Raw genomic sequence first — 18908 nt, forward strand, 5'->3', positions numbered from 1 at the left:
ATATTCACTTAACTAATTCTCAGCATCATGAAAAAACTAAAATTAACAATTGCAATGTCATTATTTGCAGTTGCTGTATCCGCAAGTTTAAGCGCTCAGGATACCAATACGGATAATCATACGATTACGATTTCTATCCCTGAAGTCGCTTTAGTAGATATTGAACCTTCTGCTACAAAAAACATCACACTAGGCTTCACCGCTCCAACAGAAGCAGGGAATCCTCTTCTTCCGGCAGCAGCTAATACTACATTATGGCTTAATTATTCTTCCATCAAATCTGTTGCAGATCCTACACGTAATGTGACTGTAAAAGTAAATGCCATCATTCCTGGAGTAGATATCCATGTAACTGCTGCTGCAGCCACCGGATCCGGAGCTGGTACATTGGGATCATCTGCTGGGTTATTAACTTTAAGTGCGGCTGACCAGACCATTATTTCCGGTATTGGAAGTGCTTACACAGGAAATGGTGCCAATAACGGGCATAATCTTACCTATGCTCTTGCAGCAGGAAGCGGCCCTGGAGGAGTAGCAGCTTATGCAGACTTACAGGCAACAGCCACTACAGTAGCAACAGTTACCTATACAATATCAGACAATTAGAATTTAAATAAAATTCTATTCTGCCCTTTAAAAAACAAGGAGAAATTGCATACCAGTTTCTTCCTGTTTTTGTATTACCTATAATTTAATGACAAACTTTACATGATGATAAAGCGTATTCTTCTCTTGATCACCCTGATTTTGCAGTTCAGCTTTTTACATGCCGGCATTGTGATTCTCAACGGGCTTACGCATTCCTACAAGGTAGAAAACGGAAAAGTTTATAAAGGAAAAGTTGCGATTGAAAATACCAGTAATAATCCTCAAAGTGTAAAATTATTTTTACAGGACTTTAGTTATAATGCTGATGGAACGACCCAGTACACTGCACTGCAAACCAATAAAAGAACTAATGGAAATTGGATTAAATTCAACACGAATTTAGTCACCCTGAAAGGTAAAGAAAAAACAGAAGTATTCTATGAAATTACGGTTCCCGATCAGGTTGCAAATCCTGGCAGCTACTGGAGCGTAATTATTGTGGAACCTGTAGAAGATATCAAACCCAGCGATAATAAACCGGGAGTGAGCATCACTTCTATAATACGCTATGCCATTCAGGTCATTACAGATTATGAAGGCGAAAATGCTAAACCGGAGCTTAAGTTCGAAAGTGTAAAAGTAGAAAAAGAAGAAGGAAAACAAACCGCAAAAATTGCAATATCCAACAACGGAAATCTTTATTGCAAACCTACGGCTACTATTGAGATCTATAACCGTAAAACAGGAGAAAAAATTGGAAATTATTCCAGTATAACGATGGGATTGCTGCCTTCTACCTCCAAAACATTTTATATTGATATCAGTAAAGTACCACCGGATAAATATAAGGCTACTATAATGGCCACAGACGAAGAAGAGAATGCTTTTGCGCTCAATGTGGAACTAGAAGTAAAAAATGATTAGAACCTGGACATTATTATTTATTATCCTCTTATTCCCGGTATTTACTTTTTCTCAGAATCAGTCACACCGATTGATCAGTAAAAAAGATAGCCTAATGCCGGGAATGTCTACTTCTGTTCCATTTCCATTGGAAAATATCTCATCAGAAAACAAAGTCTATGACATTGTAGTTACTACTTCGACCCTCAATATTACACCTATTTTAGCAAAGGGAGAATTCCAGATTTCCCCTCAGGAAACTTCAGTATATCTGGTTCCCTTGAGGGTTGCGGCAGAAACTGCACAGGGGGATTACTCAGTCACATTACATATTACTGACCGTTATAACGGCATGTCTTTTTCAAAAATCTCAAAAGTAACCGTTTCCGGAAACAGAAAATTATTGCTTACCAAATTAGACTCCCCTGAGTTTGTAAGAGCCGGAGAAACCATCCATTCTTCATTTCTTTTAAAAAATAATGGCAATGTCACGGAAAATCTTACTCTGGAAAGTAAGAATGCTGTTCTTGATCAGGATGCATCAATTGTTTTAGGCCCTAATGAATCCAAAATAATTACGATACATAAAGTAACCAATCCTGAAATCAGGCAAAATGAATTTCAAAATCTAAATCTTTCGGTATATAGTAAGGACAATCCCAAAGAAAATCAGGATCTCTATGCAAGTACTCAGATTATATCAGTGAAACCATCGGAAAACGATATCTATCACAGAATTCCTGTTTCAGCATCATTATCTTTCATTGGAATGAAGAATATGGGGGTTTATCATGATGGATTCCAGGGTGAGATTTATGGTAAGGGAACTTTGGATAAAGAAAATAAAAATCAGATTGAATTTCATGCCGCCACACACAATCCTGTAGAATTGAATTCATTCACTCAGTACGAAGAATATTTCGTCAACTATAAACGGGACAATCTTTTTGTACATCTTGGTGATAAAACATATTCCTCTTCCTACTTAACGGAATTCGCAAGATATGGCCGCGGAGCAGAAATCCGTTATAATTTTAATAAAGTGAGCCTGGGTGGATTTTACAATCATCCCAGATTTTTCAGGGATATTAAAGATGAAATTAATATTTATTCAGCTTTCAAGATCAGAAAAGAATCAGAAATTTCTGTTGGATATCTGTACAAAACTCCAAGAAAAGAAGAAATTAATTACGGAGATGTAAGATTAGATTCAGATGCTCATCTTCCCTATGCTAAAGGTAAATTCAAGATTTCAAGAAATATTAATCTTTCTGGAGAATTTTCCTACAGTGCTACAAAAAAAACAGAAGGAACGGCTTATATAGTACAGGCTGAAGCTATCTTTCAAAAGTTCAATGGAAATTTAATGTATATGAAAGCAAGTCCTGACTTTGCAGGATACTTTACCAATACCAATACTTTTAACGGTAACATCTATTATAATATCACGAAAAAAATCAGTGTCTTTGCCAATTATATGCAGGATGCCCGAAATTTCCAAAGGGACACTCTATTACTTGCCGCACCTTACAGAAAATACTTTCAGTATGGGCTACAATACAAATACCATCTTAATGGTTTTATTACACTCAATAACGGTTATCAAAAATATCAGGATCGCTTAGAGCCCCGACAGTTTGACTATTATGAGCGGTATCTCAAAATCAGTATTAACCAGCAGATCGGAGTATTTCAGATCAATCTTGACGGGCAGTTTGGTAAAACAGACAACTATCTTACCCAATTTAGTGGGAACTCCAGTCTTTATTCTGCTAATCTTTCATTTCAAAAATTCAGAACTTCATTTAATGTATTCGGAAGCTATGCGATCACTTCAAGGTATCTGCTGCAAAATCAGAAAAACCTGTATTATGGAGCGAGAATATTCAGCAGATTTTCGGACAAGACTAATCTGAGCCTTTTTTATCAGAATAATTATATGCCTGAGGAATATTTCAGAGACAGGAATTTATTTGAACTTCTGTTTCATCAACAGTTATTTCCGGGAAATGATCTTGATCTTTCCGGAAGATATTCTTTACAAAGAGGAGAAATAGGAAACAAAGATTTTATATTTTCAATGCGCTATACCTGGCGTCCTAATGTCCCGGTACAGAAAGTAGCTGAATATATTACTTTATCAGGCAATATTCGGAATCTTGGAATTAAAAAAACAGACGGGATAAGGCTAATGCTGGGAAGCTATCTGTCTGTAACGGATAAAGAGGGGAATTATCTGTTTAAAAATGTAACTCCCGGTAATTATTTTCTGGAAATAGACCGGTCAACCACAGATATTAATGATATCCCGACATTGGCATTTCCTACTGCTCTTTCTCTCATAAATAAAGAAAACATCTTCAATTTCGGATTAACTACCGCCGCTGATATAAAAGGAAATATTCAATTTGCAAAAACTGAAGAAAGGAATCAGACAGATGTTTCAGAATTGTTGCATAGAAAAGAAAAAGCGAAAAAAGAAAGTATCATTGTAGAAGCGGTAAGCAATGATCAGACTTACCGTAAAATATGCTTTATAGGTGAAGATTTTGATTTTACTTATCTCCGGCCCGGTGACTGGACCGTTAAAGTTTACCGAAATGGTCTTGATAAGCGTTACAAAATCTCAACAGATAAGTTCCAGTTTACTTTACAGCCTGCGGAAACAAAAAAATTAAGTATCCATGTTGTCAAGCAGCAGATAGAAATCAAATACCAACAGGAATCCTTAAAAGTAGGATATAACGAAATAAAAAAGAAGAAATGAGTTTAATCCGTTCCATAGTATTAATAGCCTGCGTTCTTTTATCCTGTTCAATATATTCTCAGGCGGGTAATGTTACGCTAACTTTACCCATCGTAACCTTAATGGATATTGAGCCCTCAGGAAATATTACATTAAATTTTACGGCCCCTACAGAAGCTGGTAATGCCTTAGTTAATCCAACTCCCAATACTACAAAATGGATTAATTACAGTTCCGCAATAGCTTCGGGAGGGCTGACCAGAAGAATAACGGCATCCGTAAACACTGTCATTGCTGGATTAAATATCACACTACAGGCTGCAGCTGCTTCCGGAGCAGGGGGAGGAACGTTGGGAACACCCTCAGCTCAGGTTACTCTTACCACTACACCAGTTACTATTATCAGCGGTATAGGAGGTGCTTACACGGGCAATGGGACCAGCAATGGCCATAGGCTTACCATTTCATTAGTTCCTAGTAGTTATGCCCTTTTAGCAAATAGAACCAATACTTCTATTTTAGTTACTTATACCATCACAGAATAAAAACTGAAAAAAATGAAGATTTACAGTCACTTCCTCAGAGAAACGCTCTTAAAAATATACCTATATCTCATTCCCTTACTAATTAGCATATATGTAAGAGCACAAACTATAACTCCTGCCGGAAGTACCTGGGCTGTAAGTGTACCTGCCATTACAGAAGCAGGAGATAATTATACAGGGACTTATCAAAGTGCAAGTAATGTTATCATTTTATCCGGAAATCTACCGGGTTCTTTTCTAAATCTTCTTTCGAGCGGTGCTGCCAGAGTAAGTACGCATTATAATGCTACTACATGGAACAGCAATCTACACCTCTATGCCAAAAGAGCTGGAGGGAGTACCACAATCAATGGAATCTGTGTTCTCTGTACCGCCACTATTAATGGCGGAACTACTTATACAGAAATACCACTGGCCACTGCCGCTTCATTTTTCACGATAAACTTTACCGGAGTTTTGGGGCTTGGTAACAGTGTAAATTTTTCGGCTATCAGTGTACAGTTACAGATAGCGGGTGTTTCCGTAACTGTTCCTGCTGCTTCATATAGTGCACAGATTGTTTTTACAATTGGCGCGAATTAATTGAAAGTGAAAAATTGAGAGTTTAAAATGGAGAATGAATCTCTCATGATGACTTATGAGTCTGAATAAGACTGTGTATGGGATAAGTACGGTTGATGGGGTATGTCAGCGTTCTTGTTGTATCATGTTCTCATAAGGAAGGAGTTATAAGAAAGACTATCCTTATTCAATAGAAGCGGGCTTTAGCCCGGTTGATATAGATTATGATTAGACTAGACTAGATCAGATCATATAGATGCAAAAAAAAATCCTTTATCGTTATGATAAAGGATTTTTAAAAATAAAATAAAAACTGGCGGCGACCTACTCTCCCGCTTTCGCAGTACCATCGGAGCTGGTGGGCTTAACTTCTGTGTTCGGAATGGGAACAGGTGAGCCCCACCGCTAAAACCACCCTAAAGAAGGTATATAAGGTTGCAGGTTAGAGGTAAAAGGCTGCAGGCTTATCCTGCTTCCTAATAGCCAACATCTGCTACCTGGTTTATCGATAAAAACTTTCACAAAGAGGTAACCTTGCTGCACTTCCGTGCGCCATATTAGGCTATAAATCTACGGGTAATTAGTACTACTTGGCTATGACATTACTGTCTTTACACCTATAGCCTATCAACGTCGTCATCTCCAACGACCCTTAAAAGATGTCTCATCTTGAGGCGAGTTTCGCACTTATATGCTTTCAGTGCTTATCTCTTCCAAACGTAGCTACTCAGCAGTGCACCTGGCGGTACAACTGATACACCAGAGGTTTGTTCAATTCGGTCCTCTCGTACTAGAATCAAGCCCTCTCAAACATCTAACGCCCGCAATAGATAGAGACCGAACTGTCTCACGACGTTCTGAACCCAGCTCGCGTGCCACTTTAATGGGCGAACAGCCCAACCCTTGGGACCTTCTCCAGCCCCAGGATGTGACGAGCCGACATCGAGGTGCCGAACCTCCCCGTCGATGTGAGCTCTTGGGGGAGACTAGCCTGTTATCCCCGGAGTACCTTTTATCCTATGAGCGATGGCCCTTCCATACGGAACCACCGGATCACTATGTCCTGCTTTCGCACCTGATCGACTTGTAGGTCTCACAGTCAAGCACCCTTATGCCATTACACTCTACGCACGGTTACCAAGCGTGCTGAGGGTACCTTTGAAAGCCTCCGTTACTCTTTTGGAGGCGACCACCCCAGTCAAACTACCCACCACGCAATGTCCTTCCATACAGAAGTTAGGCTCCAAGTAAGTAAAGGGTGGTATTTCAACGTTGGCTCCACAAACACTAGCGTGCCTGCTTCAAAGCCTCCCACCTATCCTACACATTACTTACTCAAAGTCAATACGAAGTTATAGTAAAGGTTCACAGGGTCTTTTCGTCCCATTGCGGGTACTCGGCATCTTCACCGAGACTACAATTTCACAGAGCTCATGGTTGAGACAGTGCCCAGATCGTTACACCATTCGTGCAGGTCGGAACTTACCCGACAAGGAATTTCGCTACCTTAGGACCGTTATAGTTACGGCCGCCGTTTACTGGGGCTTCAGTTAATGCCTTCGCTTACGCTAAGCACCTTCCTTAACCTTCCAGCACCGGGCAGGTGTCAGACCCTATACTGCATCTTTCGATTTTGCAGAGTCCTGTGTTTTTGATAAACAGTCGCCTGGGCCTCTTTACTGCGGCCACCATTGCTGATGGCGTCTCTTCTCCCGAAGTTACGAGACTATTTTGCCTAGTTCCTTAACCATGATTCACTCTAGCACCTTAGGATTCTCTCCTCGACTACCTGTGTCGGTTTTGGTACGGGTTGCTTCACTTCGGCTTTTCTTGGAAGCACTTTCCCTACAGCAGCTTCGCCCGAAGGCTAGGCCTTGACTATTCCGTCAGTCTCCAGTAAGTACGGCACTCCGTCCCCTTTTTAGTGTGAGCAAGTATGGGAATATTAACCCATTGTCCATCCACTACCCCTTTCGGGTTCGCGTTAGGTCCCGACTAACCCTCAGCTGATTAGCATGGCTGAGGAAACCTTAGTCTTTCGGTGAGCGGGTTTCTCGCCCGCTTTATCGTTACTTATGCCTACATTTTCTTTTCTATCCGCTCCACAATACCTCACAGTACTGCTTCGGCGCAAATAGAATGCTCTCCTACCAGATGTATATAAATACAAATCCATAGCTTCGGTAATATGTTTATGCCCGATTATTATCCATGCCGGACCGCTCGACTAGTGAGCTGTTACGCACTCTTTAAATGAATGGCTGCTTCCAAGCCAACATCCTAGCTGTCAATGCAGTCCAACCGCGTTGCTTCAACTTAACATATATTTGGGGACCTTAGCTGTTGGTCTGGGTTCTTTCCCTCTCGGACATGGACCTTAGCACCCATGCCCTCACTGCCGACGAACATTTATTAGCATTCGGAGTTTGTCAGGAATTGGTAGGATTTGACTCCCCCGCATCCAATCAGTAGCTCTACCTCTAATAAACTTAACATCGACGCTGCACCTAAATGCATTTCGGAGAGTACGAGCTATCTCCCAGTTTGATTGGCCTTTCACCCCTACCCACAGGTCATCCGAAGACTTTTCAACGTCAACCGGTTCGGTCCTCCACTCTGTGTTACCAGAGCTTCAACCTGCCCATGGGTAGATCACAAGGTTTCGCGTCTAATCCTACTAACTATACGCCCTATTCAGACTCGCTTTCGCTCCGGCTCCGGTACTTAATACCTTAACCTCGCTAGTAAAATTAACTCGTAGGCTCATTATGCAAAAGGCACGCCGTCACACCATATAGGTGCTCCGACCGCTTGTAGGCGTACGGTTTCAGGTTCTATTTCACCCTTCTATTCGAAGTGCTTTTCACCTTTCCTTCACAGTACTTGTTCACTATCGGTCTTTCAGGAGTATTTAGCCTTGGAGGATGGTCCCCCCATATTCAGACAGGATTTCACGTGTCCCGCCCTACTCATTTATCACTCAAATATGCCTTTCATATACGGGGCTATCACCCGCTACGGCTGTTCTTTCCAGAACATTCTATTAAACATATATCAGCTTTTGGGCTAATCCGCTTTCGCTCGCCACTACTTACGGAATCTCTTCGATTTCTTTTCCTCCGGGTACTTAGATGTTTCAGTTCTCCGGGTTTGCTCCTCTTACGAGGTGACTGGTCTTCAACCAGCCGGGTTGCCCCATTCGGACATCTGCGGATCAATTCGTGTGTGCCAATCCCCGCAGCTTTTCGCAGCTTACCACGTCCTTCGTCGCCTCTGAAAGCCTAGGCATCCGCCATACGCCCTTAACGATTTCTTTCCTAATAATTATATTAGTTCAGTATTTTTTGATAAATTAAATTTATCGATATTTTTATAAACTCGGCACTCGAAAGTGCTCGGTTATCTCTTTGTGATGTCTTTACCGTTAATGTCAATGATCTTAATGTCTTCTCTTCAAACTGATGAACAAATGTTGTTTTTGGCTCCATTCGTAACTTTTAAATCAGTCATCCAAAACTGTGGAGAATAAGGGAGTCGAACCCTTGACCTCCTGCGTGCAAGGCAGGCGCTCTAGCCAGCTGAGCTAATTCCCCCTCTAGTAGACTAAGAGATTAAAGATGCTAGATTCAAGACTTACATCTTCCCTCTTGGCTCTTTCATCTTCCCGTCTTTTTAATTAGTAGTCTCGGGCAGGCTCGAACTGCCGACCTCTACATTATCAGTGTAGCGCTCTAACCAGCTGAGCTACGAGACTGTCTGTCAGACTAAATTCAGATAACAGATACCAGATTAACTGACTCTTTTATCTTCATCCTTGTCTCTCTCAATCCCTATACTAATTTCTAGTGGGTTTTGTATTATTATATATATAGCAACCAAATAAAAAACTAAAGCTTCTCTTTAAGTAAGTGCATGTATCTTGCGATACTAATTTTGTTTATCGTCTAAAGACGCTCTAAAATGAGATGTTCCAGCCGCACCTTCCGGTACGGCTACCTTGTTACGACTTAGCCCTAGTTACCTGTTTTACCCTAGGCAGCTCCTGTTACGGTCACCGACTTCAGGTACCCCAGACTTCCATGGCTTGACGGGCGGTGTGTACAAGGCCCGGGAACGTATTCACCGCGCCATGGCTGATGCGCGATTACTAGCGATTCCAGCTTCATAGAGTCGAGTTGCAGACTCCAATCCGAACTGAGACCAGCTTTCGAGATTTGCATCACATCGCTGTGTAGCTGCCCTCTGTACTGGCCATTGTATTACGTGTGTGGCCCAAGGCGTAAGGGCCGTGATGATTTGACGTCATCCCCACCTTCCTCTCTACTTGCGTAGGCAGTCTCACTAGAGTCCCCAACTTAATGATGGCAACTAGTGACAGGGGTTGCGCTCGTTGCAGGACTTAACCTAACACCTCACGGCACGAGCTGACGACAACCATGCAGCACCTTGAAAAATGTCCGAAGAAAAGTCTATTTCTAAACCTGTCATTTCCCATTTAAGCCTTGGTAAGGTTCCTCGCGTATCATCGAATTAAACCACATAATCCACCGCTTGTGCGGGCCCCCGTCAATTCCTTTGAGTTTCATTCTTGCGAACGTACTCCCCAGGTGGCTAACTTATCACTTTCGCTTAGTCTCTGAATCCGAAAATCCAAAAACGAGTTAGCATCGTTTACGGCGTGGACTACCAGGGTATCTAATCCTGTTCGCTCCCCACGCTTTCGTCCATCAGCGTCAGTTGTTGCTTAGTAACCTGCCTTCGCAATTGGTGTTCTAAGTAATATCTATGCATTTCACCGCTACACTACTTATTCCAGCTACTTCAACAACACTCAAGACCTGCAGTATCAATGGCAGTTTCACAGTTAAGCTGTGAGATTTCACCACTGACTTACAGATCCGCCTACGGACCCTTTAAACCCAATAAATCCGGATAACGCTTGCACCCTCCGTATTACCGCGGCTGCTGGCACGGAGTTAGCCGGTGCTTATTCGTATAGTACCTTCAGCTAGATACACGTATCTAGGTTTATCCCTATACAAAAGAAGTTTACAACCCATAGGGCAGTCGTCCTTCACGCGGGATGGCTGGATCAGGCTCTCACCCATTGTCCAATATTCCTCACTGCTGCCTCCCGTAGGAGTCTGGTCCGTGTCTCAGTACCAGTGTGGGGGATCACCCTCTCAGGCCCCCTAAAGATCGTTGACTTGGTGAGCCGTTACCTCACCAACTATCTAATCTTGCGCGTGCCCATCTCTATCCACCGGAGTTTTCAATAAAAAACGATGCCGTCTCTTATATTATGGGGTATTAATCTTCCTTTCGAAAGGCTATCCCCCAGATAAAGGCAGGTTGCACACGTGTTCCGCACCCGTACGCCGCTCTCTCGTTTCCGAAGAAACAATACCGCTCGGCTTGCATGTGTTAGGCCTCCCGCTAGCGTTCATCCTGAGCCAGGATCAAACTCTCCATTGTATGTTTGTCTGACTCACTCAAAGTTTTGACGCTTTAGTTTTTTCCTTACTTGGTTGTTATATTGTATGTCAATGATCTTTATATCTTCCGCTTTTTAATGAAGCACTCTCTTCTGTCAGTGGCGCTCCATATTTGCGAGTGCAAAAGTAAAACTTTATTTCGTTATGACCAAATGTTTTGAAAGAAAAATTTAAAGTTTTTTAAGTAACCTTAACTCCCTTCCTTAACCTCAATCCCGATACTCCTGCGCTCCCCTATTTGGGAATGCAAAGATAAGAACTTCTTTTTAACTCACAAATTTTATTATCTAAAATTTTAAAGTTTATTTCCAGATCTTCTCTATTTAAAGTATACTGTCTCTGCTTATCTAAAAGCCCTTCTGCGCTTACCGAATCCCTTTCGTTTTTCAGTGGGGCAAAGATAGAAACTTATACCTTACACAGCAAACTTATTTAACGTTAAATTCATATCTGATTAATATTTGATGCTAAAACGCTGGCTGGTAAGGCTAAAATTTTTAAACAAATGTTTCAAATAAAGCATATATATAAGATAAGCATTGAATAATCCCTCACAATACTATTTATTGAGCCTTTTCTTCTTTATAAATTAAGCTTAAAAATTCTGCATAAGACTTCTCCAAACCAATAATATCACCTGATTTTAGATTTAAACCTCCTACTCCCGATGTATCCGGCTTTACTTTTAAAGCAGAAACCTGAAAGTATTGGTTATCATCACCCGCTTTTGGCTGAATCTTTATAGTGGAACCTAAAAGTTTCTTAGTTGAAATTGTATATACTTCTCCCGGAACCGTTTTAAATTTTAAAAATGATCTTGGCGATAAAGTATAATCTTCCTTGTTAACACTTATTTTCTGTTTCTTTTCTGAAGATGCAAATAGGTACAAGTCTCCATGCTGAGCTGCTAATTTATCTTTGGGAGTATAGTATAAAGCAATTTTATAGTTAGCAGGATTGAATGACTGGGGAGTTCCGTCAATATTTTCAAAAGGTTTTAAAGTAAATGTATTGGCTCCGATCTCTTTTCCTTTTTTGTATACCATAGAAAATACAACAGCATCATCTTTTGAAAATCCTTGTACTTCTATTTCTCCCAAATAAACAGCATCAGTAGCTGCATCTTCCTTTTTATAGAAGAATTTATCTGAATTGTCGTTAGTTTTTTCGACTTTGGACAGATAAACATTCTGTGCATTCCAAAGCTGGGCGCACAAGACGGAAATGATAATGGCTATATTCTTCATCTATATTATATGTATTATTGTTGTGAAAGAATATCAACACATTCTTCAAGGCTGTTTTCCCAGTGCTTAGGTTCTATTTTGTAGATCTGCTCTATTTTATCTAAAGACATTGTACTTCTTACAGGTCTTTTAGCTGGGGTTGGATATTGCTCTGTGGTTATAGGGTTTAACTTCACCGGTAACTTAGAGAGTTCTGCAATTTTTTTTGCAAATTCAAACCATGTTGTTTCAGGATAATTGGAGAAATGAAAAACGCCATAGGTCTTTTTGGGAGCCTGAATAATATCCATAATCGCTTCTGCAAGGTCATTTGCGTTCGTAGGTTGTCCAAACTGATCAGCAACAATTCCCATTTCATCTTTCTGAGCGAACAAATTCAGCATTGTTTTCACAAAATTCTTATTAAATTCAGAGTACAGCCATGAAGTCCTAAGGATAATAGTTTGAGGATTTATTTCCAAAGCCAGTTCTTCTCCTTTTCTCTTTGATTCTCCGTATACTCCAATTGGATTGGTAAAATCATCTTCAGCGTATGGCAGATTGGTGCTTCCGTCAAAAACATAATCTGTAGAAACATGAATTAAAACTGATTTATTATCAGCACAAGCTTGTGCAAGGTTGGCAACTCCATCTGCGTTTACTGCAAATGCTTTCTCTTTTTCTGTCTCTGCCAGATCTACGGCTGTATATGCAGAAGCATTGATACAGTAATCGGGTTTGTTATCATAAAAGAAATCATTGACCTGCTCTTGGTTTGTGACATCCAGAGTTGATGAATCTGTGAATAGAAATTCATATTGGTTTTCAAAATCAGGTGCAATCTTTCTAATACAGTTTCCCAACTGTCCGTTACTTCCTATTATTGCTATTTTTTTCATTTATTATATTATTAATTTTATTTTCAAAGTATTCTCAATGAAGTTGTGTTCATTAAGAATTTCTTGCGTTCTGAGATCTTAAAAATTTAACTCTTGACTGGAAATCCTTTTGGGGCAAATCCACGTAAAATTTATCAAATATTTGTTTTATATCTTCGGGATGTACCTCAGATCTTCTGGTTTTGACATTGAAATAAATAATGGTAACCCAAAGCACGGCATGAATGGTTTTTTCATCCAGGCTTTTCATAAGAATTTCAACTTTGGCAGTTCTATCCTGTATGTCTATGGTTTTGCTGCTGATCACCACCTGGGTATTATATCTTACTTCTTTTAAATAGGCAATTTCATTTTGAATCGCAATCCAGGTACAGCCGGTCTTTTTAGTGTATTCTTCATAAGTAAATCCATAAAATGTCTCTACATGATCTTCTCTGGCATTGAACATATAGTCGAGATATTTTACATTATTCAAATGTCCGATAGGATCACAATCACTAAACCTAACTTTTACCGTGGTTGATACTTCTTTTTCCATTCCGCAAAAATAAAAAAACCACCTCTAAAAGAGGCGGTTAGTTTTATAAATCTTTGTTAATTTGCTAAAATTACTGAATTCCTAATTCTTTCTTTACAGCTGCTGTTGCATCTGCTCCAGCTTTATAAAGAAATGCTGCTGAATTTGCATCCATAACATACTCGTATCCGTTAGCTTTAGCAACTTTTTCTACAGCATCATTCAATTTTTTCTCAATTGGTCCGAAAGCTACGTCTTGCTTAGCTTGTAAGTCCTTTTGAGCTTTGTCCTGCATTTGAGCTATTTCTTCCTGAATTTTTTGTAATTCAGTTTCTCTAGCTTTGTTTTCGTCAGCAGTTTTCTTAGGCGCTTCTTCTGCAAACTGCTTATATTTAGCTTGTCCAGCATCTGCTTTTTTCTTAATCTCAGCTTGTTTTGTATCTAAGAATGTTTTAAGATCAGCATCTGCTTTTTTCTTTTCAGGCATTGCGTTAAGAACTCCTATCACATCTAAAGTAGCAATTTTTTGAGCCTTTGCCATACCTACTGATACAACCATCATTACTGCTGCAAATAATACACTTAATTTTTTCATAACTGGTAAATAAATAATTTAATTTGTTTTTAGATTTAAAATATAAGTAAAAGTTAATTCAAAACTTACTTTTTACTTTTATTGTTTTTGTCTTTTTTCTCAGTTCCCTTTAACAGGATGGTCAACACTTTTTCTGTATAATCATATTTTCCCTGAAGAAAAATAACACTAATGTTATTGCTTTTATCAAGAACTATGCCCAATCCATTTTTTTCGGACATAGTTTTAATAGCTCCCCAGATCTGATCCTGAAATGGCAGAACCAGATTTGTTCTCAGTTTTGTGATCTCACCATTGGACCCAAAACGTAAGCTGGTAGTTGTTTTGATATTTTTATCGAGATCTACAACTTCTTTTTCTCTAAGTTTAAGCTGGTCTCCTATTAATAATATTTTTTCACTTTCAAAAGCAGCTTTCTTTCTTTCGTATTCTGACTGTAAATTCTGAAGTTCTGACTGCCAAGTATCAATCTGAGCATTAAGTCTTGCTTCAGCTTCTTTATACTGAGGTAGTTTATTTAAAATCTCATTAGTATCTACAACTCCTATTTTTTGAGCATTACTTAGCCCAAACAACAGAAGCATAACGAATGTGAAAGTTACTTTAAAGTTTTTCATATTAATAATTATAATGTTTGGTTCATCAAGAAGTGGGTTTTTCCTCCAGATACATCTCCTGATATTGTTTTGTCTAATCCATATGCAAAATCAAATCCGATTAATCCAAATGCTCCCATATATACTCTTACTCCAACCCCTACTGATCTTTTCAGCTGGAATGGACTGTAAGTACTCCATGAATTCCATACGTTCCCTCCTTCTGCAAATGTCAAAGCATAAATTTTTGCAGTCTGGCTCATTGAAATTGGATATCTTAATTCTAAAGTAAATCTGTTATAGATTGTACCTCCTCCTTTTTGGGTGATATCCTCGTTCTCGCCTCCTGCTGTACTGGCATTTTCATACCCTCTTAAAGGAACTAGCTCTCTACCATCATATCTACCTCCGAAAAGTCCGGTACCTCCCATATAGAATCTTTCAAATGGTGGTGCCCCCAAGTTTTTGTTGTATCCATCCATGAATCCCATCTCAGCAGAAGATCTCAGTACAAGTTTCCCGACGATTTCGTTATATACATCAGCCTTAAACTTGATCTTATAGAACTCCATCCACTTATATTTGTCAATAGGAGACATTGAAGCATAATCCTTTTTCTTAAACAATGAGTATGGAGGAGTCAGCTTCGCTGAAAGCTCTATATTAGATCCCATCGTCGGGAAAATCGGGTCAATACCTGCAGAATTTCTACTTAATCCTAAATTGACACTGAAGTTATTTGCGGTTCCGTTATATTCTGTAGTATCACCAAACTGGAATGGATAGTTATTGAAGTCATACTTCTGGAACTGCAGTCCTGTGTAAAGTGAGAAATAATCATCCGGCCAGTGCAATAGTCTGTTCAGACCTGCTGATGCTGAAAATATATTAAGTTTCTGAGCTGTCCCGTAAGCATCGGTATATCTTACTCTTGAACTATTCAAGCTTACAGAAAGCGCTGTTGCTCTTGTTCCGAATAACCAAGGCTCCGTAAATGAAACTCCATAATTCTGGAAATACTGTCCTGCCTGAACCTGCACAGAGAAAGTCTGACCATCTCCTTGAGGTACAGGCTTAAAGTCTTTAAACTTAAGGAAATTTCTAAGCGAGAAGTTATTGAATGTAAGTCCCAAAGTACCAATGAAACTGTTACCTCCGTAACCCGCCTGTAATTGTACCTGAGAGGATCCTTTTTCAACAAGCTTCCAGTTGATATCCACTGTATTATCCTGTTGATTTGGCTGAATATCCTGTCCTACCTGCTGAGGGTCGAAGAAAGACATCCCGGCTAAATCAAAATAAGTTCTTTTTATTTCTGTTTTTTTGAAGAGCTCTCCCGGTTTTGTTCTTAATGCTCTAAGAATTACGTGGTCATGGGTTGTTGTATTCCCTTGCCAAGTTACTTTATTCCAGCTTGCCTGTTCACCTTCGTTAATTCTAACTTCAAGATTTACAGCATCTCCGTTCACTGATTTTTCGACAGGTGTTACGTTTGAGAAAAGGTATCCGTTATTCATATAAACGGATTTGATATCTGAATCATCTTCTTTACCTCCGTCTTCACCAACTTTTTTGTTGAATCCTACAGCATCGTAGATATCTCCTTTCTTATATCCTAATAATCTTTGTAAATATTCTGTGGCATACACTGTATTACCAGTGAACGTAACGTCCCCGATATAATACTTTTTCCCTTCGTTCAGTTTTACATTGATCTCGTAGTTGTTTCTTTTATTTCTCCATACTGAATCTGAAACGATCTTTGCATCTCTATACCCCAGTGAGTTGTAATAATTGATAAGATTCTGCTTATCTTCCTGATATTTTTCTTCAATGAATTTTGAAGATTTCAAAATTCCACCAATCCCGAAACGTTTTTGTTTTGTTTCTTTAAAAGCTTTATTTCTAAGCTTGCTATCAGTCTCACTTGTATTTCCTTCGAATTCAATGTGATCAATTTTAATTCTTTTACCTTTATCTACATTGATTGTCCAGTCTACCAACGAAGGATCGCCGGCATTTACTTTATCCTGAATAGTGATTTTGGCATCTGCAAAACCTTTCTTGATATAGTCCTTTGGAACATTGGTTTTAAGACTAGAAACTAAGTTTTGAGTAATCTTTGTTCCCGGCTTAAGGTTGTTATCCTTAGCCATTTTTTCGTTCTTTGATTTACCGATCCCCTTCCCTGTGAATTTAACTTCTCCAAGTTCTTTCAGATCTTCAAGGTAAAACTTTAAAACGACAGTCTGACCTTCAATGCTTTGAACATAAACTTCAACTTCAGAAAAAGATTGGGTATCCCAAAGCTTTTTAACAGCATTGCTGATTTTCTGTCCCGGAATATCTACGCTTTCGCCTTTAGTCAAGCCTGTAAATCTTAGAATCTGAGCTGGTGTATATTTTTTTACCCCATCTACAACGATGTCTTTAAGTGTATAAGTGCCTGCCTCATTTTCTGCGTGTACAGCATTATTTACTTTAGTGCTGTCTTGTGGAGTTACTTGTCCATAAAAATGTGCAGAAGCAGCAAACATAATGATGGGTAATAGTCTAAACTTCATTTTATCGAGTCTTTCTTTTCTTTAAATTTATTGACCTTGTATCTGCTCTCCGGTGAGCCCATACCTTCTTTCCTTGTTTTGATAATCCACAATACACTGGAAGAAAATATCTTTGGTAAAATCCGGCCATAGAACATTTAAAAACTGTAATTCAGCATAAGCAATCTGCCAAAGAAGGAAATTACTGATTCTTGTTTCACCACTGGTTCTGATCAAAAGATCTACCGGTGGGAAATCTTTAGTATAAAGATAGTTTTCGAATAGTTGTTCATTAATATTCTCCAGCTCTATCTTTCCTTCTTTTACATCGGAACTTATATTTTTCACAGCATTAAGTATCTCATTTTGTGATCCATAGCTTATTGCTAATACAAGGTTTCCTTTTGTGTTTTCTTTTGTAAGGTCTACCACACGCTGTAACTGTTCACTTACTAGTGGAGGAAGCTTTTCCAAATTCCCTATCACATGCATTCTTAATCCTTTGCTGAAGATCTCTTCTGCTTCAAGCAGTAAGGTTTCTACAAGCAGGTTCATAAGTGTATTCACTTCTTCACTTGGACGGCTCCAGTTTTCCGAAGAGAACGTGTACAGTGTTAAGTATGGAACATCAATCTCATTACAGGCATTAATAGCATTTCTCACTGCATTAATGGCATTTCTGTGACCGAAAGTTCTTTCTTCGCCACGAGATTTTGCCCATCTGCCATTACCATCCATAATGATGGCTACGTGTTTTGGTAAATTCTCAGAATTTATTTTATCTTTAATCAACGACATATTATTCACAATAACATGGAGGTCTTCCGAACGAATATGTCAGTCCTAGACTGAAAGTATTCATCCAGTCATTGGATCTGTCATCTCCAATATTTCTCTTTTTAATAAACTCTTTTTCTCTTTCCTGAGAAACTGCATAATAGTTTCCTGACTGTAATAATGAACCGCCTGTTACGGGATCCAAAATATCTGCGCTAAAGGAAGTTTTCACATCCTTGGACAGAATTTTACTGTGATCCAGCTGATCTGTCAGTGTATATCTAAATGTAGCTTCTGCAAATATAGCCCATGAGTGGTTAAATTTATATTTTAATCCTACTCCAAAAGGGATATGCATTGTTACTTTTTTTCCTAATGAGTAAGCTGCAGTTGTTTTGAAGTCCGTTTCATTAATCGGAGCCATTGCCACACCATCGGCATCTCTTCTGAAGTCATTGACTAAAGTAGCTTTAGGTGCGTCAAACATCAAAGCGCCAATACCTCCAAAGATATATGGACTCAACATGCTGATCTGCTCATTGTTTACTGGAAAAAAGTTATATTCAAACATTAAACTCGTCTCATACACATTGTTTTTTCCGTATGAGTTTCTATTTCTTCTGTAATCTTCCTTTGCCGCTTTATCACTAAACTGAACCTGGTTGTATCCTAAATCCAATCTAATAGTCTGATGCGGGTTAAAATTAAATCTATATAATAATCCTCCATAAAATGGGATGCCCCAATCTGACGTTCTGCTTAAATCCAACGGCTTCTGTAAAATATAATTTGTCCTTCCTACATCTCCCACTAGGTTACTCATACCTAGACGAACCCCCAATTCGTTTCTTTGTGCTTTAACGCTTACCACTCCAAGGAAGGCAAGGAAGCTAAACAATAATTTTTTATTCATAAAA

Annotated in this window: 13 protein-coding genes, 2 tRNA genes and 3 rRNA genes; 5 read left to right on the forward strand and 13 right to left on the reverse strand. The window is 39.2% G+C overall.

Going from position 1 to position 18908, the window contains the following annotated elements:
• The first annotated feature begins 27 nt into the window (after nucleotides 1–27).
• The 5 genes from LF887_RS21695 (at nucleotide 28) to LF887_RS21715 (ending at nucleotide 5364) form a co-directional block, all read left to right on the forward strand.
• The gene (locus tag LF887_RS21695) at nucleotides 28–606 is read left to right on the forward strand and encodes a hypothetical protein (RefSeq protein WP_236856334.1); all 579 of its coding nucleotides are present in this window, start codon (nucleotides 28–30) and stop codon (nucleotides 604–606) included.
• Nucleotides 607–708: 102 nt separating this feature from the next.
• Nucleotides 709–1512, forward strand: a complete 804-nt coding sequence (locus LF887_RS21700; RefSeq protein ID WP_236856335.1) for a WxL protein host-binding domain-containing protein — start codon at nucleotides 709–711, stop codon at nucleotides 1510–1512.
• On the forward strand, nucleotides 1505–4258 hold the full coding sequence (locus tag LF887_RS21705) for a hypothetical protein (protein ID WP_236856336.1): 2754 nt from the start codon (nucleotides 1505–1507) through the stop codon (nucleotides 4256–4258). Before LF887_RS21700 ends, LF887_RS21705 begins: the two co-directional genes overlap by 8 nt.
• On the forward strand, nucleotides 4255–4782 hold the full coding sequence (locus LF887_RS21710; RefSeq protein WP_236856337.1) for a hypothetical protein: 528 nt from the start codon (nucleotides 4255–4257) through the stop codon (nucleotides 4780–4782). The genes LF887_RS21705 and LF887_RS21710 overlap by 4 nt, the downstream gene beginning before the upstream one ends.
• 12 nt (nucleotides 4783–4794) lie before the next feature.
• Nucleotides 4795–5364: a hypothetical protein gene (locus LF887_RS21715; protein ID WP_236856338.1), complete on the forward strand. Its 570-nt coding sequence runs from the start codon at nucleotides 4795–4797 to the stop codon at nucleotides 5362–5364.
• 290 nt (nucleotides 5365–5654) lie between these two features.
• On the opposite strand, the gene rrf is transcribed toward LF887_RS21715, so the two are convergent.
• The 13 genes from rrf to LF887_RS21780 all read right to left on the reverse strand — a co-directional run bounded on the left by rrf (nucleotide 5655) and on the right by LF887_RS21780 (nucleotide 18904).
• Nucleotides 5655–5762, reverse strand: a 5S ribosomal RNA gene (rrf, locus tag LF887_RS21720).
• 141 nt (nucleotides 5763–5903) lie between these two features.
• Nucleotides 5904–8659: ribosomal RNA gene (locus LF887_RS21725) — 23S ribosomal RNA — on the reverse strand.
• Nucleotides 8660–8862: 203 nt separating this feature from the next.
• Nucleotides 8863–8936 (reverse strand) — tRNA-Ala (locus tag LF887_RS21730).
• Nucleotides 8937–9023: 87 nt separating this feature from the next.
• Nucleotides 9024–9097 (reverse strand) — tRNA-Ile (locus LF887_RS21735).
• A 204-nt stretch (nucleotides 9098–9301) separates the two neighbouring features.
• Nucleotides 9302–10818: ribosomal RNA gene (locus LF887_RS21740) — 16S ribosomal RNA — on the reverse strand.
• The 16S, 23S and 5S rRNA genes sit together here with 2 tRNA genes alongside, the layout of an rRNA operon.
• 583 nt (nucleotides 10819–11401) lie before the next feature.
• Nucleotides 11402–12085 (reverse strand): hypothetical protein, encoded by a 684-nt coding sequence (locus tag LF887_RS21745; RefSeq protein WP_236856339.1) that lies wholly within the window; start codon nucleotides 12083–12085, stop codon nucleotides 11402–11404.
• Between the two features lie 14 nt (nucleotides 12086–12099).
• Nucleotides 12100–12963: a dTDP-4-dehydrorhamnose reductase gene (gene rfbD / locus LF887_RS21750; protein ID WP_236856340.1), complete on the reverse strand. Its 864-nt coding sequence runs from the start codon at nucleotides 12961–12963 to the stop codon at nucleotides 12100–12102.
• A 52-nt stretch (nucleotides 12964–13015) separates the two neighbouring features.
• Complete coding sequence (locus LF887_RS21755; protein ID WP_236856341.1) at nucleotides 13016–13501, reverse strand: acyl-CoA thioesterase; 486 nt, start codon at nucleotides 13499–13501, stop codon at nucleotides 13016–13018.
• Between the two features lie 70 nt (nucleotides 13502–13571).
• Nucleotides 13572–14075, reverse strand: a complete 504-nt coding sequence (locus LF887_RS21760) for an OmpH family outer membrane protein (RefSeq protein ID WP_236856342.1) — start codon at nucleotides 14073–14075, stop codon at nucleotides 13572–13574.
• 65 nt (nucleotides 14076–14140) lie between these two features.
• Entirely contained in the window at nucleotides 14141–14692 is a 552-nt protein-coding gene (locus LF887_RS21765) for an OmpH family outer membrane protein (RefSeq protein WP_236856343.1), read from the reverse strand.
• An 8-nt stretch (nucleotides 14693–14700) separates the two neighbouring features.
• Entirely contained in the window at nucleotides 14701–17235 is a 2535-nt protein-coding gene (gene bamA / locus LF887_RS21770) for an outer membrane protein assembly factor BamA (RefSeq protein WP_236856344.1), read from the reverse strand.
• A gap of 27 nt (nucleotides 17236–17262) precedes the next feature.
• On the reverse strand, nucleotides 17263–18012 hold the full coding sequence (locus LF887_RS21775; protein WP_236856345.1) for an isoprenyl transferase: 750 nt from the start codon (nucleotides 18010–18012) through the stop codon (nucleotides 17263–17265).
• A gap of 1 nt (nucleotide 18013) precedes the next feature.
• The gene (locus tag LF887_RS21780) at nucleotides 18014–18904 is read right to left on the reverse strand and encodes a DUF6089 family protein (RefSeq protein WP_236856346.1); all 891 of its coding nucleotides are present in this window, start codon (nucleotides 18902–18904) and stop codon (nucleotides 18014–18016) included.
• Nucleotides 18905–18908 lie beyond the last annotated feature (4 nt).

It is taken from the genome of Chryseobacterium sp. MEBOG06, from assembly GCF_021869765.1.
Classification (GTDB): Bacteria; Bacteroidota; Bacteroidia; order Flavobacteriales; family Weeksellaceae; genus Chryseobacterium.